This is a genomic window from Cohnella sp. GCM10027633 (genome assembly GCF_042675445.1).
Lineage (GTDB): Bacteria > Bacillota > Bacilli > Paenibacillales > Paenibacillaceae > Cohnella.
In genome coordinates, this window is sequence record NZ_JBHTGV010000001.1 from 1,004,135 (window position 1) to 1,028,174 (window position 24,040).

Annotated in this window: 16 protein-coding genes; 1 reads left to right on the top strand and 15 read right to left on the bottom strand. The window is 60.4% G+C overall.

The annotated features are described in order from the left end of the window. The 7 genes from ACFQZG_RS04415 to ACFQZG_RS04445 all read right to left on the bottom strand — a co-directional run bounded on the left by ACFQZG_RS04415 (position 1) and on the right by ACFQZG_RS04445 (position 10,586). Complete coding sequence (locus ACFQZG_RS04415; protein ID WP_378150283.1) at positions 1-825, bottom strand: carbohydrate ABC transporter permease; 825 nt, start codon at positions 823-825, stop codon at positions 1-3. Beyond that, positions 815-1,717, bottom strand: coding sequence for a carbohydrate ABC transporter permease (locus ACFQZG_RS04420; protein ID WP_378150284.1), 903 nt, complete (start codon positions 1,715-1,717; stop codon positions 815-817). Before ACFQZG_RS04420 ends, ACFQZG_RS04415 begins: the two co-directional genes overlap by 11 nt. 85 nt (positions 1,718-1,802) lie before the next feature. Further along, complete coding sequence (locus ACFQZG_RS04425) at positions 1,803-3,155, bottom strand: ABC transporter substrate-binding protein (protein ID WP_378150285.1); 1,353 nt, start codon at positions 3,153-3,155, stop codon at positions 1,803-1,805. An 88-nt stretch (positions 3,156-3,243) separates the two neighbouring features. Further along, positions 3,244-4,278, bottom strand: a complete 1,035-nt coding sequence (locus ACFQZG_RS04430) for a LacI family DNA-binding transcriptional regulator (RefSeq protein WP_378150287.1) — start codon at positions 4,276-4,278, stop codon at positions 3,244-3,246. Between the two features lie 539 nt (positions 4,279-4,817). Next, positions 4,818-5,090, bottom strand: a complete 273-nt coding sequence (locus ACFQZG_RS04435) for a hypothetical protein (RefSeq protein ID WP_378150288.1) — start codon at positions 5,088-5,090, stop codon at positions 4,818-4,820. 276 nt (positions 5,091-5,366) lie between these two features. Continuing rightward, positions 5,367-9,599, bottom strand: coding sequence for a fibronectin type III domain-containing protein (locus tag ACFQZG_RS04440; RefSeq protein ID WP_378150290.1), 4,233 nt, complete (start codon positions 9,597-9,599; stop codon positions 5,367-5,369). A gap of 132 nt (positions 9,600-9,731) precedes the next feature. Continuing rightward, positions 9,732-10,586, bottom strand: a complete 855-nt coding sequence (locus ACFQZG_RS04445) for an AraC family transcriptional regulator (protein WP_378150291.1) — start codon at positions 10,584-10,586, stop codon at positions 9,732-9,734. Positions 10,587-10,722: 136 nt separating this feature from the next. Between ACFQZG_RS04445 and ACFQZG_RS04450 the strand changes: the two genes are divergently transcribed. Next, entirely contained in the window at positions 10,723-12,072 is a 1,350-nt protein-coding gene (locus tag ACFQZG_RS04450; protein WP_378150293.1) for a family 4 glycosyl hydrolase, read from the top strand. 15 nt (positions 12,073-12,087) lie between these two features. On the opposite strand, the gene ACFQZG_RS04455 is transcribed toward ACFQZG_RS04450, so the two are convergent. From ACFQZG_RS04455 to ACFQZG_RS04490, 8 genes are all read right to left on the bottom strand, one after another. Next, complete coding sequence (locus tag ACFQZG_RS04455; RefSeq protein WP_378150294.1) at positions 12,088-13,209, bottom strand: glycoside hydrolase family 172 protein; 1,122 nt, start codon at positions 13,207-13,209, stop codon at positions 12,088-12,090. Between the two features lie 40 nt (positions 13,210-13,249). Further along, positions 13,250-14,923: a response regulator transcription factor gene (locus tag ACFQZG_RS04460; protein ID WP_378150295.1), complete on the bottom strand. Its 1,674-nt coding sequence runs from the start codon at positions 14,921-14,923 to the stop codon at positions 13,250-13,252. Between the two features lie 15 nt (positions 14,924-14,938). Then, positions 14,939-16,690: a sensor histidine kinase gene (locus ACFQZG_RS04465; protein ID WP_378150296.1), complete on the bottom strand. Its 1,752-nt coding sequence runs from the start codon at positions 16,688-16,690 to the stop codon at positions 14,939-14,941. 58 nt (positions 16,691-16,748) lie between these two features. Then, positions 16,749-17,636 (bottom strand): carbohydrate ABC transporter permease, encoded by an 888-nt coding sequence (locus ACFQZG_RS04470; RefSeq protein WP_378150298.1) that lies wholly within the window; start codon positions 17,634-17,636, stop codon positions 16,749-16,751. 12 nt (positions 17,637-17,648) lie between these two features. Next, positions 17,649-18,548: an ABC transporter permease gene (locus ACFQZG_RS04475; RefSeq protein WP_378150300.1), complete on the bottom strand. Its 900-nt coding sequence runs from the start codon at positions 18,546-18,548 to the stop codon at positions 17,649-17,651. A 73-nt stretch (positions 18,549-18,621) separates the two neighbouring features. Beyond that, positions 18,622-20,382 carry an extracellular solute-binding protein gene (locus ACFQZG_RS04480; protein WP_378150302.1) on the bottom strand — a complete coding sequence of 587 codons (1,761 nt, stop codon included), beginning with the start codon at positions 20,380-20,382 and terminating at the stop codon, positions 18,622-18,624. A 449-nt stretch (positions 20,383-20,831) separates the two neighbouring features. Continuing rightward, a complete protein-coding gene (locus tag ACFQZG_RS04485; protein ID WP_378150303.1) occupies positions 20,832-23,018 on the bottom strand; it encodes an alpha-amylase family protein in 2,187 nt (728 codons plus the stop codon). A gap of 103 nt (positions 23,019-23,121) precedes the next feature. After that, positions 23,122-24,033: a helix-turn-helix domain-containing protein gene (locus ACFQZG_RS04490; RefSeq protein WP_378150304.1), complete on the bottom strand. Its 912-nt coding sequence runs from the start codon at positions 24,031-24,033 to the stop codon at positions 23,122-23,124. Positions 24,034-24,040 lie beyond the last annotated feature (7 nt).

The following is a 24,040-nucleotide window of genomic DNA, read 5'->3' on the forward strand; positions in this document are numbered from 1 at the left end:
TTACTTGATCCCTCCCAGCTGCAAGCCGGATTTGAACAGCCCTTGCGCGAAGAAGTAGAGCGCGATGATCGGCGCCATCGAGATGAGGCTGCCGGCCATCAGCGTGTTGTATTCGCTGCCGTATTGCCCGTTCAGCGAGCTGAGCGCGAGCGGCAGCGTCATCTTGTCCTTGTCGTTCAGCACGACGAGCGGCCAGAAGTAATCGTTCCATGCGCCCATGATCGTAATGATGCCGAGCGTCGCGATGATCGGAACGCTGAGCGGTACGACGATGCGCAAGAATACCCCCGGTATCGACGAGCCGTCCATGTACGCCGCGTCGAGATAGTCGTTATGGATCGTCTTGATGAACTGCCGCAGCATGAAGATGGCGAAAGCGTTGAAGATCGAAGGGATCATGAGGCCCGTAAACGATCCGAGCAGATGCAGCTCCTTCAGCACGAGGAAGATCGGAATGATCGTCACTTGCCCCGGCACCATCATCGTCGCGAGGAAGACGGCGAACAGCGTCTCGCGCCCGCGGAATTCGATCTTGGCGAACACGAACGCGGCCATGAGCGCGCTGATCAGCGTAATGAGCGTAATCGCGACGGAGACGAACGCGCTGTTGAAGATAATGCGGCCGAAGTCGAAGAACGTGAATATTTTCCGATAGGACTCGATGCTCGCTTCCTTCGGAATCCATTGAATCGGGATGCTGATCAGGGCGCCCTTCGTCTTGAGCGACGTGCTCACCATCCAGAAGAACGGGATGAGGCAGAAGATCGCGAGCACGGACGACGTCGCGTAGAACAGCAGCGGTTTCACGAGCCGGTTAGGAATCATAATGCACCCACTTCCGCTGCAGCCGCATCTGAATCGCGGTGAAGACGAAGATGATGACGAACAGAATCCAGGAGAACGAGGAAGCGTAGCCCATCTTGTAATACTTGAACGCGTACTTGTAGATCCGTTCCACCATCGCCTGCGTCGACCCGTACGGCCCCGCGTCCTGCGTCATGATCATGACCTGCGGGAACAGCTGGAACGAATTGATGATGCAGATGACGATGACGAAGAACAGAATCGGCGACAACAACGGTAGCGTAATGCGCAAGAACCGCTTGTAGAGGCTCGCGCCGTCGATTTGCGCCGCTTCGTAATATTCGGGATTGATGCCTTGCAAGCCCCCAAGCATGATCAGGGCGAAGAAGCCCATGTCCTTCCAGATGCTGGCGAAGACGATGCCGGGCATCGCCCAATTGCGGTCCTGCAGCCAAGCCGGTCCATCGATGCCGACGAAGGACAGGATCTCGTTCACGGGCCCGTAATCGTCGCTGAGCAGCCATTTCCAGATGAGGGCGCCCGCCACCCAGGAGGTGAGCACCGGAATGAAGAACAGGACGCGGTACGCGCCGATTCCCCGGTAGGCGTTGTTCAATAGGACGGCGGCGAGTATCGAGAAGACGAGGATGAGCGGAATGTACAAGACGATGAAGTAGGCCGTGTTCTTGAACACCCGCCAGAATTCTTCGCCGTTCAGAATGCTCGCGAAGTTGTCGAAGCCGACGAAATTCGGCGTTCCCGCCGCGAGGTTCCAAGCGTTAAGCCCGTTCCAGTCCGTCAAGCTGATCACGAACGAATAGACGATGGGAATCGCGCTGAACGTGACGAGCCCGATCAGCGACGGGAGCAGGAAGAGCAGGATGATCAGCCATTTTCTTACCGATGAATGCATGGGCCACCTCGCTAGAACCGAATAAGCAGCCGCCTGGCGATTGGACAATCAGTCAGGCTGGCTGCTTATGCGATCGTAATGTGCGTTATTTCAACGTGATCTTCTCTTCGAGTTCCTTCTGGGCGTCATCGAGCGCCTGCTGCGGCGTCTTCGCCCCTTCCGACGCGGCGGTCAGATGAATGCCGACGATGTCCGTCATCTCCGTGAATTGCTCGATAACCGGCGGAGTGACGAGATATTCGAGCGAATCGAACACCGCTTGGCGATTGTTCGGAGGCGTCGTCTTTAGGAACGCTTCCAGTACCGCCGTGTCGGTGACGGCCGGCAGTTCCCAGTTGGCCGCGACGCGGATCTCCGCCGCTTCCTTGCTCGCGGACATGAACTGGATCCATTGGAACGCCGCTTCCGCCTTCTTGGATTCCTTATTGATGACGAGGCCGTTGGAGAAGAAGTGGGTCGCCTTCTTGACGTTGCCCGGCTCGATCGCGACGTCCCACTCGAACGGCACGTTCTTCACGAAGTCCGGGAACGCCCACACGCCGGTGACGATCATGCCGAGACGTCCGGCCTTGAACAGATCCCAGTCTCCTACGCCGGACAGCTGCGCTTGCGTCGGCATGACGTTCGTCTTCGTCAGGCGGTCCGCCAAGTGCTGCAGCGTCGCCACGTTCTCCGGCGAGTTGAAGGTGAATTTCGTCATGTCCGCGTTGAACAGGCTGCCGCCGTTCTGCTGGACGGTCTTATAGAACTCCCAGAATTGCACCGGCTGGAAGACGCCGAACGTGTCATCGCTAAGGGCCCGGATTTTCGCTGCCGCGTCGTCCATTTCCTTCCACGTCCAGTCGTTCGTCGGATAGCCGACGCCCGCCTTATCGAACAATTCCTTGTTGTAGAACAGCAGCACGTTGGAGAAGCTGGCCGGCATGCCGTACTGCACGCCGTCCGACTGGAACGCGTTCAGCGCCTGGGCGTTCAGCGACGATTTATCGAAGCCGGTCTGATCGAAGAACGGGGCGAGATCGAGCAGGACGCCCTTCTTCGCGTAGGACACGAAGTTCTCGAAATTCAACTCGTAGGCGTCGGGCGCCGTTCCGGCGGCCACTCTCGTCTGCATTTGGGTGAAATACTCCCCGAACGGAATCGTCTCTATCTCGACCGTGATATTGTCGTATTTGGCTTCGAAGGCGTCTTTCATCTGTATGAGATACTTCTCGTTGTCGCCGGAGCCGGAGAATTGCGTGTACTTGATGGTGACCGGCTCGTCGTTCTTCGGCTCATCCGACTCCGACGGCTTGGCGGACGCGGAGCTTGACGGCTTATCCGAAGCGCTCGGACTGGCCTTGTCGTTGTTGTTATTGCCGCTGCATGCGGTCAGCGCGATAATGACCGCGGCGACCAGGATTAATGAAAGCGCATTCATGAATTTCGAGTTTCGCATCGTTTCGAAATCCCCCTCTGACGATTTGAGTTGCTTCAACTTACGGGAATGCGTTCGTTCATGGACTAACCGGGCTTTCCCTTGGGCGTTAATCGTTTAAGTTGCGAACGGTCGCCCGCTCCACCACCTCCATCGGAATAACGGTCTCCACGTAATTCGACTCTACGCCTTGCCTTGACCGGATTTGATCGATGAGCATCAGCGCGGCCGTTTCGCCTTTTCGGGAGATCTGCTGGTTAATCGTCGTAAGGGGCGGGAAGAACATGGACGCCATCGAGATGTCGTCGAAGCCCACCACCGAAATATGCTCGGGTACGTCCTTGCCCGCTTCCTTCACGCCGCGGATGACGCCGAACGCCACCAAATCCGCGGTTCCGAAGACGGCCGTGATCTCGGGATGATCGTTCGCGATGACCGCGCCCGCGTTGTGCCCGTGCACGTAGCTGACCGAATTCTCGAAGACGTAATCCGGATTATAGAACAGGCCGGCTTCCTGAAGCGCCCGCTTGTAGCCGAGGAACCGCTTCTCGACGACGCCGTCCCTGCGGATCGTGCCCGTGACGAGCGCGATGTTGCGGTGCCCTTTTTCGATCAAATACCGGGTTGCCAGATAGCCGCCGTATTCGTCGTCGATGCCGACGTTGGCGAAGCCGCTGTCGTGGATATAGCTGTCGATCAGCACGATCGGAATGTCCGCTTTCTTGCATTCTTCGTACAACCGCTCCGGATAGACGCCCATGATGATCGCACCGTCCAGGTTGCGGGAGATCGAGATGTCCAGATACGTCTTGCCTTTGTCGACGCCCGCGAGGATGATGTGGTAGCCGTATTGGCGGACCGCGCCTTCGATGGCGCTGATCATCTCGCTGTAGAACGGATTCTCGAACACGAGCTGCGTATGGTCTTCCGTCTGGGGGATGATGACGCCGATGAGCTCCGACGTGTTCTTGACCAAACCTCGCGCCGAGATGTTCGGGATGAAGTTCAGATCTTTGATCGACTCGTGAATTTTCGCGACCGTATCCTGGGATACCTTGTGGTCTTTGCCGTTCAGCACGTAGGAGACGGCTGCGATCGATACTCCTGCGCTTTGGGCTACGTCCTTTATCGTAACTTTTTTCATAACCACTCTCCTGCGCGTCTGCTGTCGGTTGGAAGTCGGATGCCATGATGAAACAATACCGGAGTCAATCATGCTGCGGTACGTGCGTTGCGTGCGTAAGTTGGCGTGATGCTAGGCGTGAGTGCAGTTCAGCGGGTGCGAAAAGGATGCGATGATTGGCGTGGTTGCGGTGCGGTGTGTTGGTGCGATGATGGTTGAGTGATACGCGGTGTCGGGTGCGATGATGGATTAAGCGAACGCGGTGTGTCGGTGCGATGATGGTGGAGTGAAACGCGGTGTGTTAGTGCGATGATGGGGTGAAAATAATGCGGCGATCGGTGCGGTACAGGGTGGATGGGTAGCTGCGGCGGAGAGAGCGACGATGGTTGCTGCGGTTGGTTAAGCGTTTAATTAACTTTACTATAAAATGGTTGGGCTGGATCTGTCAATACGTTTTGTAAGCGTAAACAAAATCTTTTTTCGAGGGCTTGTTCGCAAGCTCTTCGGCCATCGGACGACGATTCGACGCGAAAGCCGCCTCACGGGCGGCTTCGCTAACTCTAGTAAACGATTAAGCCGCCAACCCCGAGTATCCATGCCATCGGAATCAAATTCACGATCGCCGCGGCGCGCGCCTTGCGCTTGCGAAGCTTCCACGCGAAGATCGAGCAGACGATCGCCGCGACCGGATACATGCCGATCGTGCCGACGAACGCGACGTTCGCGAAGCCGAACCCCTGATCGAAGCTCATGAACGACAGACCCCATACGAACAGCCAAGGAATCAAGCCTAACGCATACACGATTTGCAGAACGACGAACGACGTTTTCAACAAAACTCCCCCATGGCGCGCGAGCTTTACGAGTCTAGCGCTTTCCCTATAGTAACGCATTTCCGCGATAGGTTGGGAGAAATCATTCAAGTCTGCGCATTCGCGAACGGACACACCAGCCCTTAATTCGTCAGTAATCGGCAAAATACCGACGGAAGCGGACACGGCGGTTCTTATTCCGGCGTGCAAAGAACGTCACAGAAATAACTGTACAGAAAAGCGGCACCCTCCCGACGGGAGAGTGCCGCGCCTATCGCAACCAAAACCGAAACCGAGTTACTGCATGTTGTCGACGAGCACGTAGATCGGACGCTCGCTGACGTTAACCGTGACTTTGCCGCCGCTGATCGTCAGCGCGGACGATACGCCGTCGGTGTCGCCGTTCGCCATCGTCACGAGCGTCGCGCTCGTCGGCGTGCCGGCCAGCGTCAGTTGATAGCCGTTCACGGTCGTGTTGTTCGCCGTCGGCGCCCAGATGACGTACGCGCCGCCCGAGCCCGTGGCGCTCTTGAACTTGTAGATGTTGACGTTCGCGTTGCCCGATGCCGCCTCCGACAAGTAGCGCATGCCGGTCAGCCGGTTGCGGAGCGTGTAGATGGCATAGTACGAAGGCTTCTTCGTTCCGTTCGTCTCGATGCCGCTCGTCTGGAACATCCCGCTGCCGCCCGGAACGGTGTCGTGGCTGAAGAACATGAACGCCTTATCCACGCCCGCCGCCGCGATCGCCATGTAGGCGCGCACGAGCCAGTCGGCTTGCACGTCATTCGCGGATACCCCGCTGATCGGACTAACTCCCTGGATCGAGTCGGTATGCGTATCGTATCCGAACTCGGTCAGCCAGAATTCCTTGCCCGGCATGTATTGATTGCGGTAGTCGACGATCTTCTTCAGCTTATCCTTCAAGCCGTTCGCCTCGGGGCTGACGCCCGTCGTCTGGGAAGTCGTCGGCGACCAGTCGCTGCTGTAATGGTGCATGTTGATGACGTCGAACGGCAAGCTGCCGCTTCTGTAATAGTCCGCCCATACTTTGATCGACTTCAAGTATTCCAGGTTCAGCGACAGCAGACCCGGCATGACGAGCTTCATGTTCGGATCGGCGGTCTTCACGCCGGCCGTGTTGCCCATCGCGCCTTGATGCCCGTCGAAGTCGGCGCTGAGCTGCGCGGCCAGCTCGTACGGATTGGAGTACGACGCCCTGCCCGCCCAAGTCTTATCCGGCTCGTTGCCGCCTTCGAGATAGTTCAGCAGGTTCAGCCCGGATACTCTCGGTTGACCCGAGGCCAGCCTCAGCTTGTTGTCCGCGACCGCCGTGCTGCCGTAGCGTGCCGCGAATTGGTACATGTATTGCGCGTGCTCGATATACGATGCGGGCAGCAGCGGATCGTCGCCCGACGAGACCGGCTTCTCGCTCGCGCCGGACGTCAGCCAGCTCGGCACTTGGTTGATCGCGGGAATGACCGTGTATCCGCCCGTCTTCATATCGTCGTAATAATCGTCGAAGTTCCAGTAGACGCCGGCCGTCTCGCCGTTGCTCGGATTGAACTTCAGCTGGTTCTGCACGCTCTCTTCCCATCCCCAGATATGGTATTCGCGAATGAACTTGGTCGGCTCTATCGTCGAGGCCGAATCGTTGAACAAGGCGTTCATTCCCATGAACTGATCCATCGTCGGCAACGTGAGCGGCGACGGAGTCGGAGGCGTAGCCGGCGTGCCGAGCGCCGTGCCGTACAGCACGATCTCGCTCACGTTCAGGCAGCAATTCGCGACTTTGAATTGCAAGTACCTCGTCGTCACGTTCACCGTGCGGCCGATCCAGTTCTGATAGGTTGCGAGATTCTCGGTAACGAGCGGCGTCCAGCTGAACGGCGAACCGCTCGACACGACGACGTTGCTGCCGCCCCAGTCGGTATCGAAGAAGTAAATGTCGCTGAGCGCGTAATCCGCGCCCAAGTCGAGAATGAACGTCGCCGGATAATAAGGTCCGCTCCACGTCGTATCCCACTCCGTGACCGGCACGCCGCCGGCGCCGCCCTTCGGATTGCCGGCCAGCGTCTGCTCGTCGACGAGCGTCGTCGCGTCGCCGACCGCGGCTTCGTTCGTGATCATCGATGGAGACAACGTAATCTTGCCGCCTCCCGCGACGGTCGCCTTGCTTACGACGTTGGAGATCGCCGCGACGTTCGACGCTTCGTCCGTCGCCTTGATCGCGAAATAATACGTCGTGCTCGCGGCAAGCCCGCTTACCGTCATCGTCTGCGAAGCGCCCGCCGCGCCCGGCGTCGGCTCTCCGCTCGCTTGCGTCGCGGAAGCCCAGTTGCCGCTCGTAATCGTCGACGTGCTATAGCGTACGTCGTAGGACGTCGCGGTTCCGGTCGAACCGTCGTCGCCCGGCGCCGTCCACGTCAGGGTGACGGAGCCCGAAGTCGAGGATGGCGCGGCCAAGTTCGATACGGCCGCCGGAGCGGTCGTATCCGGCGTCGTCGTCGCCTTGCTGACGACGTTGGAGAGCGCCGATACGTTCGAAGACTCGTCGGACGTCTTCAGGGCGAAGTAATACGTCGTGCTGCCGGTCAGTCCGCTAACAGTCATCGACTGGGATGCGCCGGCGGCGCCCGGCGTCGGCTCCCCGCTCGCCTGCGTCGCGGAAGCCCAGTTGCCGTCGGTAATCGCAGACGTGCTGTAGCGGATATCGTACGACGAGGCGGTGCCCGTCAAGCCGTCGTCGCCCGGCGCGGTCCATGTCAACGAGACGGAAGTTCCCGTCGACGACGGCGCGGCCAAGTTCGATACGGCAGCCGGGGCCGACGCATCGCTGCCGGTAGGCGTGCCGTACAGCACGACCTCGCTGAAGTTGTCGCCCGACCATTGAACGGTGAATCTCACGTAACGGGTCGTCACGTTCACCGTACGGTTGGTCCAAGCCAGGTACTTCGGCATCGGATCGGAGAACAGCTCCGTCCAGCTGCCCGGAGAGCCGGCGGAGACGATCAGGTTCTGGGACGTGTCCGGAGGAGAGACGATGGCGTTGCCGTTCGTATCGAAGTACGAAATGCCGGTGAGCGCGTACTCCTGTCCGAGATCGATATAAGCGTAAGAAGGATAGTTGTTATAATACGGCGCGCCCGGATTCCACTGCGTCGTCGGCGTGCCGCCCGAGCCGTTCGCCGGATCTCCGGCGAGCGTCTGCTCGTCGACCATCGTCGTGGCGTCGCCGCGGTTCTGCTCGTTGACGACCATCGCCGTCGTGAGCGTGATTTTGCCCGCGGAAGCGGTCGCCTTGCCGACCACGTTGGAGATCGCGGATACGTTCGGCACCTCGTCCGAAGCCGTCAGCGCGAAGTAATACGTCGTGTTCGGCGACAGTCCGTTCACCGTCAACGTCTGCGAAGCGCCCGCGGCGCCCGGCGTCGGTTCGCCGCTCGCTTGCGTCGCCGAAGACCAGTTGCCGCTCGTGATCGTCGACGTGCTGTAACGCACGTCGTAAGACGTCGCGGTTCCGGTCGAACCGTCGTCGCCCGGCGCCGTCCACGTCAACGTGACCGAACCCGACGTCGATGAAGGAGCCGCCAAGTTCGTCACCGCCGCCGGCGCGGTCGAATCCGCCGGCGAAGTCGTCGCCTTGCTGACGACGTTGGAGATCGCCGATACGTTAGACGCTTCGTCCGTCGCCTTAAGCGCGAAATAATACGTCGTGCTCGCCGACAAGCCGCTTACTGTCATCGACTGCGAAGCGCCCGACGCGCCGGGCGTCGGTTCGCCGCTCGCCTGCGTCGCCGAAGCCCAATTGCCGCTCGTGATCGCGGACGTGCTATAGCGGACGTCGTAGGACGTCGCCGTGCCCGTCGCGCCGTCGTCGCCCGGCGCCGTCCACGTCAGCGTGACGGAGCTCGTCGTCGCCGACGGAGCCGCGAGATTCGACACCGCCGACGGAGCCGTCGTATCGCCTGCCGGCGTGCCGTAGAGAACGATCTCGCTGAAGTTGTCGCCGACGAACTGAACGGTGACCCGGACATAGCGGGTCGTTACGCTCACCGTATGATTGCTCCAAGCCATGTACTTGCCGAGCGGATCGGTGAACAGATTCGTCCAGCTGCCCGGCGAGCCCGCGGAGACGATCAAGTCTTGGGACGTATCCGGCGGGGATACGGTGGAGTTCCCGTTCGTGTCGAAGAGCGAGATGCCGGTCAGGTTATACTCTTGCCCGAGATCGATGTAAGCGTGCGAAGGGTAGTTGTTGTAATACGGTGCGCCTGGATTCCACTGGGTCGACGGCGTGCCGCCCGAGCCGTTCTGCGGATCGCCGGCCGTCGTCTGCTCGTCGACCATGAGCGTCGCGTCGCCGTGCGATTCCTCGTTGACGACCATCGCCGTCGTCAGCGCGATTTTGGTGCCGGCGGCGGACGCCACTTGCGCACCGGGTCCTGTCGGAAAAGCGATCGTGGATGTCAACATCAGCAAAGCCGTAAGCATTAGGACCGTTCGTCTGCCTAATCTCTTGCTTGCTCTCATCAATAATCCTCCTCGTACTTGGATATTGGATGTTGCCCACTCATTTTAATACAACCCAAATTGCCGATTATATATCGACATCTTGCGCTCGATTACTCTCCGATATCTTCTTTGTCGATCGAATATCAGGCTTCACTCGGTCCCGCGCGTCGACTTTCGGTATTCCCGAGGAGACAGCTGCCGATAGGATTTGAAGTGTTTGTTGAAAAAAGATACCGACTGATAGCCGCATTCGAACGCGACCTCCGTCACCGGCTTGTCCGTGCGGCCGAGCAGGAACAGCGCCGTCTGCATGCGCAAGCGGCGAATGAGCACGTTCGGCGTCAGCCCGGTTACGGCCTTGAACTTCTTGTAGAAGAACGTCCGCTTGCGACCGGTTATCCGGACGAGCTCCTCGGCATCGATCGGCTCCGCGAAGTGCGCCAGAATGTACGCGATCGATCGGAACACGTCTTGTTCCAACGCGTCACCGGTATCGTCTCCATCGCCTTCCGGCCCGCGGTCGACGCTATGACGCAGTGTATGGATCAAGATGTCGATGAACAGCGCGAGCTGCTTCGCTTCCCATCCGATCGTCCGGGTTCGTTGTTCCTCCAACGCTTGGGCGGCGAGCCGGTGGATCGCTTGCGCCGCGGGAGAAGAAGCCGGAATGTGCGGAGAGACCGACTCTACCGCGTAGAACGGCGCGAGCAGCCGATAGCCGTCCGGAACGGCTCGCACGACCGACGGAGAGAACAGAATGCTGATCCATCGGATCGGCCGGTCGGGATCTCTCGCGAAATTCCAGTGCGGCTCGAACGGGCGGAACAAGAACACGTCGCCGGGCTTCCCCTCGTAACATCGGTCGACCAGTTGGAACCTCGCTTCGTTGTCCTGCAGGATATGGAACTCCAACGCGTCGTGATGATGCAGCTCGTGCTCGCGCAGACTACCCGCCTTGGCTTGGAAGACGAGCTCCCGTTGGAGTGCGAAATCATCGTAGAACATGCGATATCCCTACCTTCTCGGTTACGTTGACGTCGGCGTCCGCGTACAAGATTACAACTTCATGCAAGGCGGAGTGGAGGAAGCACCGGCCTGCTCGTGATATGTTCAAGAGAGACGAGAGGACTGGTGACAAGAGATGACGATCGTTCCGAAAATCGTGCTGGTAGGCGGAGGAAGCGTGAATTGGACGCCGAAGCTGCTGAACGACTTGACGTTAACGCCGTCGCTTGCGGGCGCGCGTTACACGATCTACGACAAAGACGAGGAAGCGGCCGGCCGGATGGCGCGATTAGGGGAGAAGCTGGCTCGCGACCGGGGACTTGCCGCGACGTTCGATTACGCCATGAACGAGCGGGAAGCGTTCGCCGGGGCGAGCTTCTTCCTGATCACGATATCGACGGGCGAGCTGGACGCGATGGCCCACGACTTGGACATTCCCGAACGGTACCGGATCTATCAGACGGTCGGGGATACCGTCGGGCCGGGCGGATGGGCGCGGGCGCTGCGCAACATTCCCGTATTCGCGCAATTGGCCCGGAGCATGGAACGGTATGCGCCGAACGCCGTCGTGCTGAACTATACGAACCCGCTCGCGACGCTGACGAAGACGTTCTACGCGGTAAGCGGACTGAAGACGGTCGGCCTCTGCCATGGCGTATTCGAGACTTACGACGCGCTCATGAACCTATTCGGGCTGGAGAGCGAGGAGGAGATCAAGGTCCGGTTCGGCGGCACGAACCATTTCTTCTGGATTCTCGACATGCGGATTCGGGGCGAAGACGGATATGCCATGCTCCGGCACCGGTTGAAGGACAAGAAGCTGTCGGAGCTGCTGGCGGAAGGCGGCAGCAACCATTCCGTGTACGCGTCCGGTCACCTCGTCTGCGAGGAGCTGTTCGAGCGAACGGGCTTCTTGCCTTACATCGCGGACAGGCACACGTCCGAATTCCTGCCCGCGTACTTGACCGGCGACGTCCGCAATCTCGAACGTCACGGGCTGAAGCGGACGACGATCGCGGATCGCCGCGCTTACAAGCAAGGCGAGCGGGAACGGCTGACTCGCCTGCTGGACGGCGCGGAGACGCTCCCGGACCGGCGTTCCCGCGAATCGGCCGCCGATATTCTCGGCGCGTTCGCGAGCGGCCGCGAATTCATCGACGTCGTGAACGTGCCCAACGCCGGCCAGATCCGCAACCTGCCGCCAGGCTCCGTCGTCGAGACGCTGGGCGTCGTTAACCGTCTCGGGTTCACGCCTTTAACCGTCGGCGACCTGCCGGAGCCGATTCTGAACATGGTCCTTCCCCACGTCAACAATCAGAACTTGATCGTGGAAGCCGCCCTGATCGGCAACAAGGACCAAGCCCTCCATGCGCTCTATAACGATCCGTTATGCGCGCATTTGACTTGGTCCGAGATTCGGGAGATGGGCCTTAAGCTGCTGGAAGCGCATCGGCCGTATTTGCCGCAATTCTACTCTGGTGAATAAATCTCGGGGGCCGCTCTATTGTCTCTCGTTGCCCCACAGCTTCTTGCCGCCGCCCATCGCCTGACGCCAATGATGACGCCAGTAATGGATGTCCGCCGCCCAGATCTCGGGCATGTTCTGCCTGCCGGCGCGGTCCGGCAGCTCCGGATACGGCTTATGAGGCTCCGACTGATACCAGTAAGCGACCGTGCACAGATCGAGCGTCAGGTTGTTGTTATGGCCATGCTCGATGCTCGCGTGAAGCGAACGTTCGAAGTAGACCGGGTCTTCGAGCATGAACCGGTAACAGTGGGTACGTCCCGCCCATGCATACTTGTTCGGCACGCGCGCGTAGCCGAAGTACGGATGCGCGTACACCTCGTTCGGGCACCAGGCGCCGTTGAAGAAGTCTTCGGTTCCCGTTCCGTGCAGCGAACCGGGCCACGGCTCTCCGTCCACGAGCCACATGTCGTCGCCTTCCCCGTACCACATCGGGCCGGGATTCTCGACGAAGTAATGGATGCCGACGAAGTGTCCCCTGCCTTCGATGTCGGCGAACGCGTAGTTGTTCGAGACCGACGGGTTGTTCCCTTCCGGGGCGACGACCTGCCACTCCGTCTCGCCTTCGTCCGGATGCGATTCGGTAAGCTCGCGCCGCCAACTCGCGTGGAACCGCCCGAGCTCGGCCGATACTTCCTCGTGCTCCTCGTAATCGATGTAATAGAACAATGCGCGGATTTCCTGATCGGATTCGTTGTCCAGCGTCAGTCTCGCCCCGTTCCCGAACGGCATCGGGAAGTAGCAGTTCAGCGCCTTCCCCTCCGACGGCGAAGCGGCGAGCGGCAGCGAGGCATAATTGTACGCTTCGCCCCAGCCTTGGCCGAAGAAGTCGCCGAGCGGCGCTTCCACGCTGGGCGCGGTCTCTCCGTCCCAATACATCCGCATCACGGCGTTGCGCCGAATCATCGGATCGGGGCAATCGAGCGTGATCCAGATATGCTTGATAATGCCCGCGCCGGGAATGTCGGCCATGACGGCCGTTGCCCCGGGAGCGACGGGCACGAAGTCTTTGTTGCTTCCTTGCCGGTCGTAGCTGGATATCCTTCTCGTGCGTACGCCGCTCTTCAATCGATAGATGCCGTCCAACGGTCCGTTCATCGTCATGCCCCCGTTCGACCGCGCATGCGCCCCCAGCCGGTCAATTCACGCTCGAACCGCTCCATGTGTCGCGGTATTCCTGGGGCGTCATGCCGGTCATTTTCTTGAAATAGTGGTTGAAATACGGCGAGGAGTGGAACCCGAGCGCAAGGCCGATCTCGTAGATCTTGAGACCGCTGCCGACGAGCAGCTCCTTCGCCTTGGCCAGCTTCAAATCCGTTATGAAGTCCGTCAAGTTGTGACCGGTCTGCTGCTTATACAGGCGCGATAGATAGAACGGCGTCAGATGCACGACCTCCGCCAGCTTGACGAGCGACAAGTCTCCGCCGAGATGCTGGCGAACGTGCCGCTGGACGCGCGCCACGACGTCGCTGGTCTCCCGGCCGCTCTCGGCCTCGACCCGTTCGATGACCAAGTCGGCGAGCTCGCCGAAGAACTTCGCGGCCTCCGCCCAAGAAGCATGTTCTTGCGCGCCGAGCAGCTTGTTCATGCCGATCTTCTCGGACAGCTCTCCGAGCATGCCCCTGCGGTTGAGCAGCAGCAAGAACGCGGAGGCGATTCCGTAGAACAGCGCCAGCGCCGTGCCCGTGCGGATGCCGTCCTGCTCGAGGACGTACGGGGACAGCCCGTTCAGCCGCCGATGGAAGTCGATCGCGTCCTTGCGCTCGAGCGCCTGCATCAGCTGGCCGATCTCCGACTCCGGCAGGCGAACGTCCGCTTCCGTAGAGCCCGGCGCGGCGGAAGACGCCGCTTCGGTAACGAAACCGTCCGACAGCAGCATCTCGCGCCCCATCCCGAGCCCTTGCGTCAATCGAAAGTCGAGCTTGCCGAACTTCTTCGCCAAGTCGTCCCATTCGCAAGGAAGGCAGCCGGCGACGAACGAGCAAGGCAGCTTCAGGTACGTCCGGCAGGCGGTCTGCACCGACTCGATCATGCCGAGGATGTGCGCCGACCGCGCTTCTTCGTCCGCGTCGCGCAAGCCGGATTCCGCGAGCTTCGGCTGCAGGAGCCATAAGAACCGGTCTTGGCCGTACGTCGCGAACGCGAGCTGGAACTCGTCCCGGAAGTGCTCCTCCGCGACGTTATGGACGCCGTACAGGAACAGCGACTTGTCGCCGGGATGAACGTCCTCCCGCCACTCGTCGATCTTGCCGACGATGAGATACGCCGGCTCTTCGGCCCGGAACGGCAGTTGAAGCTCCGCGAAACGTCCGGCGCGCGCCTTCGGCGACGACGACTCCCCGCTCACGAGAGCAAGCAAGTACTCCTTGCGCAGCAGCGGAAGCGCCTGCAGCCGGCTCGACCGCGCGTCGCTCAGCATCCGGTCATAGCTGTTTTGCTGCGCGATCGCCTCCGCCGCCCGGGAGACGGACCGGATGATCGCCTCGTCCTTCTCCATCTTCAGCACGTAATCGAAGGCGCCGCCCCGCAGCGACGATTGAATGGACGCGAAGTCGCTATGCCCGGTCAGGAAGATCGTCTTGCACTTGGGCCAGATGCGCGCGATCGCGGCTTGCAGCTCCAGCCCGTCCATCCCCGGCATCTTCAGGTCGGTGAGCAGCAGGTCGATGCGGACGCGCCTGGCGACGTCCAGCGCTTCCTCGCCGCCCAGCGCCTTGTACACCTCGAAGGGGGAGCCCGGCAGCTGCTGGAACTTCTCGAATAGCCCTTCCACGATGATCGGTTCGTCGTCCACGATAAGCAGCCTGTACATCGCGCTCTCTCCCCTCTATGCAGGCAATTCTTCCAACCGAATGACGAGCGTTACCTTCAGGCCGCCCCATTGCCCGCGTTCGACCGCGATGCCGCTCTCCTCGCCGCAAAGCAGGCGCAACCTGCGATGGACGTTGATCATGCCGGTGCTCTCCTCTTCGTCCCACGGCTGCTTCAGCTTGCGTCGAAGCTCCTCCAAGCTCTCTTCTTCCAACTGCTCGCCGTTATCTTCCACCTCGATGGTAATCCGGTCTCCCATTCGTTCGAATGCGATTCGGAGCCTGCCGCCCGCCTTGCGCGGCTCGAGGGCGTACTTGAAGGCGTTCTCCACGACCGGCTGCAGAATGAGCTTCGGCACGAACACGGAGGCGCAATCCTCGGACGGCGGCTCGATCTCGATCTCGAACCGGTTGAAGAACCGCATGTTCTGGATTTCCAGGTACGTCATCGTATGCCGCACTTCCAGCTCCAGCGGAATCGTGTCCTCCTTGTGCCGCGTAATGAATTCGAAGTATTCGCCGAGATAGCGGCTGAATCGCCCGATGCTCTCGAGATCGCCGAATTCGGACAGCCGGTACAGGATGAAGTAAGTGTTATACAGAAAATGAGGATTGATCTGAGACTGCAACTGCTTGATCTGCGCCTGCTTGGCGTGCAGCTTCTGCTCGTAATTGTCGTGAATGAGCGTCTTCAGGTGATCCACCATGCGATTGAATTGCAAATACAAATACGTGAACTCGTCCTTCCCCTTCGGCACGCCGATCGGATCGAGCCGGCCGTCTTCCACGCGCCGGAACGAGAAAATCATTCGGCGAAGCGGACGGTGAATGAGCCGGTAAATCCAGTACGAGTAGAACAGGATGATGAGCACGGAGAAGCCGGCCAACGCCCAGAACCAGCCTTGGTAGAAGGCGATCTGGCCGATCATCTGATCCTGCGGCACGTAAAGGCACAAGTACGCTTCGAACCCTCCGGAATACCGGCAAGACGTCCGGTACTCGGTGCCGCTCAGCGACATCGTCCCGAGCCGGTCGGTCGCCGCTTCCGGTTCGATATCGCCCAGGAACGCCTTCAGCCCCGCGACTGCTTCCGGAACGGGCAGGGAGCCGGACGGATCGCCGTCCGCCACCGACCAGTCGCCGGACGCGCCGATTAGCGCTGCGCCGGATTGGCCGTAGTTGGCCATCGTCCGCAGCGTGCCCTGCAGCTCCGCGATATTGATCTCCACGGCGAGCACGTAGTTCGGATCTTGAGACCCGCCGGGAAACGCTTGGCGGAAGAACAGCCGGTCCCGCCAGATGTGCACGACCGATTCGAGCGTCTTCGCCTCGGGCTTGACGGCCTCGTACGTCTCTTCGATCGAAGACAGGATGCCGTTCGAGTCGGTAATCGTCCGGCCGAGCGTCAAGACGTGGGCGTTGGCGTTCTTCGCGTAGATGCTCGAGTTGCGGATCAAGCGCAGCTTCTCGATGACGCGCTTGATCGTCTCCGCCCGCTCGAAGTCGGACATGATCGCGGACAGCACGCTGATATGGGACAGATCGGGATCGTACACGTACTCCGACAACAAATCGTGAATATGCCTTTTCTCGAGCTCGAGCGTGTTCAGATAGAACATCGTCCGCGAATTCATGGAGCTCTCCCACTCGCTCTTGACGCTCTCTTCGCCCATGCGGTTCATCATGAGCCCGAGCACGCATAGCGGGATGATGACCGCCAGGAACGCGGCGACTAACTTCGGGAATATGCCTCCGACGCGATTGAACATGATCCGGCACCCGGCCTTCCGCCCAGTATATGCCTTACTACTTCGCTGTCGCGGCGGATCACTCCTTCACGCTGCCCATGACGATGCCGGTCATGAAGTAGCGTTGCAGGAACGGATAGACGCAGAAGACGGGCAGCGCGCCGAGGAAGATTTGCGCCGCCTTGACGGACCGGTTGTTCAGCTCGGCGAGCTGAGCCATCATGGAAGGATCGGCCGTCAACATAATGTCGCGCTGGATGATGACCGTCTGCAAGTAACTGGCGAGCGGATAATTTTCCGGACGGTTCATGTAGATGAGGCCGTTAAACCATTCGTTCCAGTGGCCTACGATCGTGAACAGGGCGATCGTCGCCAGCGCCGGCTTGGAGAGCGGGACGATGAGCTTGATCAGCGTCTGCATGTGCGATGCGCCGTCGATATGGGCCGCTTCCTCCAGCTCCCTGGGCAGCGACCGGAAGAAGTTGAGCAGCAGGATGACGTTGAAGATCGGCACCGCGCCGGGCAGCACGAGCGACCAGATCGTATCGAGCAGATGAAGCTCCTGGACGATGACGTAGCTCGGGATCAAGCCGCCGGAGAACAGCATCGTGAACACGAACAGCCATACGTATAACGTCCGTCCCTTGAGCTGCCCCGTTTCCTTGGACAGCGGATAGGCGACGACGATCGTCAGGATCATATTGAGAGCGCCGCCGAGCGCCACTCGCTGCACCGCAACCCATAGCGAGCGGAGAAATTCCGGCGTCTGCGAGACGAATTCGTACGACTTGAAGCTGAAGCCTCTCGGCCACAGCTTCACCAAGCCGGCGGTCACGTAATAGCTTTCGCTGAGCGACACGGCAAGCACGTTGACGACCGGCAGAACGCACAGCAGCGCGAGCACGGCAAGGAAAGCGTAATTGGCCGCCGTGAACAGCGTTCGGCCGACCGTCCGATGTTGAACCATACCCGTCACTCCTTAGAAAATACGATAGTTGGCGAACCGGTAAGCGAGCATGTACGAGACCGAGATCATGACGAACGATACGGCGGACTTGAACAGGCCGACCGCGGTCGCGACGCCGAATTCGAAGTTATACAAGCCTAAGCGGTAGATATACGTATCGAGAATGTCGCCGGTCGAGTAGACGGCGGTGTTATACATATTGAATACCTGATCGAAGCCCGCGTTCAGCACGTTGCCGAGGCTGAGCGTTCCCATCAGGATGACGATCGGCACGATGCCCGGAAGGGTGACGTGCAGCGTCTGCTTCCAGCGCGAGGCGCCGTCGATGACCGCCGCTTCGTACAGCACCGGGTTGATGCCCGTCAACGCGGCGAGGAATACGATCGTGCCGAAGCCGAATTCCTTCCATACGTCGGTGATGACCAGCACGAACGGGAACCAGCGCTCGTCCCCGAGGAAGAATACGCGGGGAAACCCGATCGAAGCGATCATGTCGTTGATGATGCCGAAGTTGGGCGACAAGACGTCGCGAAGAATGCCGGCCAGAATGACCCAGGACAAGAAGTGCGGCAAGTAGATGATCGTCTGCACCGAGCGCTTGAACGATTTGACGACGATCTCGTTGAGCAGCAGCGCGACGACGATCGGAGCGGCCAAGCCGGCGACCATCTTCATGAGCGCGATGTACACGGTGTTCATGATGACGCGCCCGGTATCGGGCATCTCGGCGATATGCCGGAAGTTATCGAATCCGATCCAATTCGACCCGAACAGCCCGTGCGCGGGCAGAAACTTCTGAAACGCGATAACGACGCCGACCATCGGACCGTAAGAGAATACGAGGACGAACGCCAGACCCGTCCATACCATCGCGTGCAGCGGCCAATCGCGGGCCCATCGGCTTTGCGCCATAGTCGTCCCTCCTATGCAGGTTATGGGGAGAAAATGAAGAGAGGGGTGAAGGAATCCTCACCCCTTCTTGCTTTTATTGATGCAGCTTATACCATTCGTTGACTTCCGCCAGAATCTCGTTGCCGCCGGAGTTTTTCCAGTTCTCCACGAACGCGTCGAACGCGTCGAGCGGAGACTCGTTCATGATGATCTTCGTGAATTCCTTGACCTCCAGGTCCTTCAGCGCCGGTCCGCTCTTGAGAATCGCCGGCGTCGGCGAGCCGAGGAACGCGTTGGTCATGAACTCGTTGTTCTTCTTGTACGTTGCGAGAATGCCGTAGGAGCTGCCGTTCTCGGTACCGAACATCATCTCGTTCGGCCAAGATGCCGTTTCGCCGGCGCGGAACTTCATGATGCCGTCGTAGTAGTCTTTCGCCTTCGGCGTCAGCTTCGACGTGTCATTGGATTTAAGCGCGTCCTGCACGAGGTAGTAATCGTTCTGGTTCGTCTCGGCGAAGCCGCCGCGCACCGGGGACAGGCCGAACGTGCCGATGCTTTCCCCGTTCTCTTCGAGCGCGTTGTACTTGACGTCCTTCGTCTCGCCGTGGTTCTTCTCCATGAAGAAGTTGAGGAACTTGACGGCCGCTTCCGGGTTCTTGGACTTCTTGCTGGCGACCCAGAACCGCTTCGGCACCATGTTGTTGCTCGTCTTGAGGGCGGGCTTGTCGTCGACCGACACGAGCGGGAAGAGCCCCCATTCGACGGACGGATCCTTGATCTTCATGTCGTTCAGCGGCCAGCCGGCGTTCCAGAACGCCCCGAACGTCATCCCGACTTTGCCCGACGTCGCGAGCTCGGCGGACTTCATGCCGTCCATGATGCTGAACTCCGGATTGATCGCGCCGGCTTTATACAGCTCCTGCAGCTTGCCGAGCGCCGTCTTCACTTCCGGCTGGATGTCGGCGTATTCGAGCTGTCCGCCTTTCTCCACGAACATGAGGTTCATGCCCGTGCCGTTCTTGCCTCCCGGATTGAACGGATAGGCGTGGTAGCCGTTGAAGAAGCCGTCCAGCCCTGCCCAGCCGTTGAATAAGTTCTCGTCGAGATTGAGGCCGAACGTGTCCTTCTTGCCGTTGCCGTCCGGATCGTCGTTCGCGAACGCGGTGGCGATCTTAATGACGTCGTCCATCGACTTCGGCGGTTCGAGGTTCAGCTTCTTCAGCCAGTCCGTGCGGATCCAGATGAAGTGCGAGTCTTCCCGGCCCGATCCGCCGCTCTCGGGAATGGCCATCAGCTTGCCGTTGTAGGTAGCCGTATCGATCGCGATGCCGTCGCCTTCGGCCATGGCCTGCTTCGACAGATCGGAAGCGTACTTCGCGTATACTTCGGTCAGATCCGCGATCGCGTCCGCTTCCACGAGCAGTTGGAGCTGCTGCAGCGACACTTCGAACACGTCCGGCAGATCGCCGGATACCATCGCGACGTTCAGCTTGTTCGGATATTGCGTATCGTCGACGATCCACAAGTTCTTCATCTGAATGCCGAGCTCGTCGCGAAGCGCGTTCGTGTACACGTTGTTATCCCAGTCCGTGCCGGATACGAACTTCGTGCCGGTGTTGAAGTGCCGCACCGTCGTAATCGTAATCGGCGGATCATACTTGCCCAGCGGCCCTTCCGCCGCTGCCGGCGCGGGATCCGATGACGAGGACGCCGGCGCGGATTCCGACGGCTTCGTCGTCTCCGAAGCGGACGGCGATGCGTTCCCCCCGTTGTTGTCGTTGGAGCAAGCGGACAGCACCATGCTGAATACTAACGTTCCGGCAAGCCCCCAGCTTGCCAATCTCTTTCCAAGCATGCGTTAACCTCCCTGAATGGACTTTTAGCATGATCGAACAATTCTAATTATGAGATTGGGCGGCTAATAGCGTAAATATCGTCCTGATGCGGTTGATTACGTTTTCATATCTAGTGGAATCGCGGTCGCCATGGCGAGGATAGGAGAACGTAAGCGATGGCAAAATCGCGATATTGCGCGGTTGCGCGGCGTCGTGGTCGGAACGGGGTTTGCGATTACGCGATTTTTCGCCGAATACTCGAAATACCGAACGCAATTTGCGCTAGGTGCCACCCTGCGCCGATTGTATTCGGTATTTCGAATCCATTACTCCCTATTCGCGATGTTGCTCCGATTGTATGCGATATTGCGAACCTATTTGTCCGAACTCGCGATTATACGTTTATGTGTATGCGAAATATCGCAAAGAACGCTGAGGCTCTTGCCATTGGCGGCGGCGAGATACCAGGTTACTCTACTACGAATCCGGCGATGCGAGACAAGTCTTCCTCCCGCACGACGAGCTCGCCGCCTGGAAGTTCGTCGCGGGCAACCGTCCACAGCCTCGTCCATGCGCCGTCGCTGCGACCGTAAGCATGAACGGTCGAGAACTCCCGCTCCAGCCGCAGCGTTCCGGCCGTGAACGGAATGCAGGCGAGCGAGCGCGACGCATCGACGCCGAGATCGTCCTGCGCGATAAGCGCCCAATGACCGGCGAACGAGACGAACGGGACTTGCTCGTACCGCTTAGGCTCGCGCCGGTCTCCGCGCAACGCGAGCGCGGCCAGCACGCCGCCCCGCTCGATGCGCCCCCACGAGACGATGTCCGTCTCCGCATGCATGCCGCCAAGCTCGACTTCGAGCCACAGCGGCTCCCAGCGCGCGGTTTCCCGCCGACGCCACGCCTCCAGCGCGTTCCACCGCTGCATCATCGCGTCCGTCATCGGCTTGCCGGCGCTGTCCGCCGTGCCCAGCGTCAAGCCGTTCGTTCCGACGACGGCCGTGTCGAGCAGAATCGACGGCAGCGCGTCCCAATAATATCCCGTCGAAGTGTTGACCGGCATGCCGGTCGCTCCCGCCAGCGCGGCCCACAGGCAGCGCCTGTTATGACCGCTGCGCTCGTAATCGGCGCTGTCTCCGGCATCCCCGAGATCGTCGATGCTAACCAGATCGCAATACCGCGACATGATCGGATGGATGCCGTAATAGATGATCGTCACTTCGGGATGGACGCTCTTCGCCGCATCCCGAATGATGCGAAGCAGCTCCAGCGCGAGCCGCTCGCCCCGGTATGCCGGATTCCGCGGAGACGCGACGTCCGGCCCGGGCATGCCGTAGCCGAAGTCGAGCTTGAGGGCCGCCGGCCGCCAACGCCGAACGAGCCGCTCGGTCCGCTCGGTTAAGAAGCGCCTCGTCCGGTCGGAGCTCGGATCGAGCAAGTAGTAGCCGTGCGATTCCGGCCGAAGCGGATTGCCCGACCATGTCCATCTGCGCGGGATGCCGTCCGGCCCGCATAGCAGATCTTCGGCCGCCAGCCCGGCTAGCTCCGGGTTAGCGATCCAACCGACGGACTGCCAGAAGGCGACGTCGTAACCGTTGGCCCGGAAACGCGCCACGTCGCCTTCGAAATCCGGAAACCGGGCTTCGTTCGGCTCCGCGGTTCCCATCGCCGTCTCCCATCCGTCGTCGAGGATGATCATGTCGGCCGGGATGCGATCCGCCAGCCGATCGACGATCTTATGCAGATCGTACCGGCCTTCCTTGAAGTCGCCCCACGTGCAGACGAACGATCGGGCGTGCCCGATCCGCTGCGCATCGGTTCTTCCGTCCGACGACGCGCCGGCCGCGAACGACCCGTAGAGCCGCGCCATCGCATCGTAGCCGGAATCGCCCCATGCGAGCCGGAGCGGCTCGTCCCAAGATCTCCGCCGGGTATCCGGCGCGCCCCATAAGTCCTCGCGGAACGAATAGGACAAGCATGCTGTCGCGGCGCGCAGCTCCAACGTGACGGCGGCCGGCGGCACGTCTCCCGGACCGAACGCCAACCACCCCGCCTTGCCGCCCATCGCCGCCGCGTATAGCGGCCTCGGGAACGCCGCCGCGTACGGCGTGCCCATCGCGTCGCCGAAGCTGCCGAGCGGCAAGCGCGCGTTGCCCATATCCCAAGAGCGCCAATAGCTCTTCGTCGGACTCGATCCGGCGCAAGGCACGCAATAGCCTTCCGCGGACCAATCCGGCCAGAAGTCGGGAGCGAACGTCGGCGTCCGCGCCAGCTGGCTTGCCGTCAATAAACGGGCTCCAAAATGCAACGCGACGACGGACGCGTCCTCGGCCCATTCCGCGCTCAAGCTCGCGATCCGCAGCCCCCATGACGCCCATTCGCAGTCGAGCGCGCCTTCGCCGGCGTCGCCGAACCGCAGCGCGATCCGATTCATGCCTTCCGGCAACGGATCGATCCGCGTCGCTTCCGCCTTGATGAACGCCCTCCGCCCGTCGGGGAAGCATAGCTCGAACGCGGGCAGCAGCCCGCCCTCCCAGATCGTCGTTCCCGTCGTTTCGTCGGACAGAGTCGCCCGATCTTCCGTTACGTTCCATGCCAGCTTCTTGCCGTCTATCGCGCGCTCTATCCATAATAATCTATCGATCGGCATGTTCATCTTCGCCTGCAGCCCCTTCTACTAGGTTCGTCGGTCGTTAACTCCCATTATAGGAAAGGCCGCCCGGACCTGTATGTAGACCGCGTCTGCAAATAAGTGTCCATTATCGCGATTCCGCCGGATTCTCGTTGCCCGGCCATAGAATGCGATGCTCCTTCTCGTAGACGGAAGCGCAAAACTCGGTGAGGCTCATGCCCGTCTTCTTGCGGAACATCTTGCCGAACGCGTGCACGTCCTCGTAGCCGACGAGCGTCGCGATCTCGCCGAACGACAGCGGCGTCTGGAGCGCCAGCTCCTTCGCCTTCGTCACGCGCGCCCAGATCAAGAACTGCATCGGCGTAATGCCGAACGCCCGCTTGAATTGCGCGATGAGATAGTTCCACGTCATGCCGGCGATGCGCTCGAGCTCGCGGGAATCGAGCTCCCGGTCGAGATTGCTCTCGATATGGTTCTTGGCGAGCACGAGCCGCGCGACGTTCTTGCCGCGCGCCGCGTCGTCCGCGGCGTTGCGGTCGGCTTCGCTCCGGCGGGATATCTCCGTAAGAATCGACGTCAGCAAGCTCTGGCAGACGAACCGGTTCTCCGGTCCGGGCAGCCGGTACTTGGCGACGAGCTCGGCGAAGAAGTTCTCGACGGCATGCCCCGCGAAACCGCCGCAATGCCGAAGATCTCCGAGCAGCCGATCCATTGGGAAACTCGCGTCTCCGAAGTGGAACACGACCGTCATCGATAGGAACGGGACTCCCGGAATCGTCCGAAGTCCGTGGCTCTCCATCGGGCCGTAGTAGAACGCGTCCCCTTTGCCGAGCCGATAGACGTCGTTCCCGACGATGAACTCGCCCGCTCCGTCGATGACGAAGTTGACCGCGTGCTGCTTGAGCACCCGGCCTTCGAAGCCCCATCCTTCGGGAGCATTGAATATATGCGCCAACGTAATGTACGGAGGAAATAGAAAATCGCTGAGATGCTCGAGCGTCTCGTGAGGCTGAAGCGCGGCGAGATCGGGCTTGGGCATGAAAGTG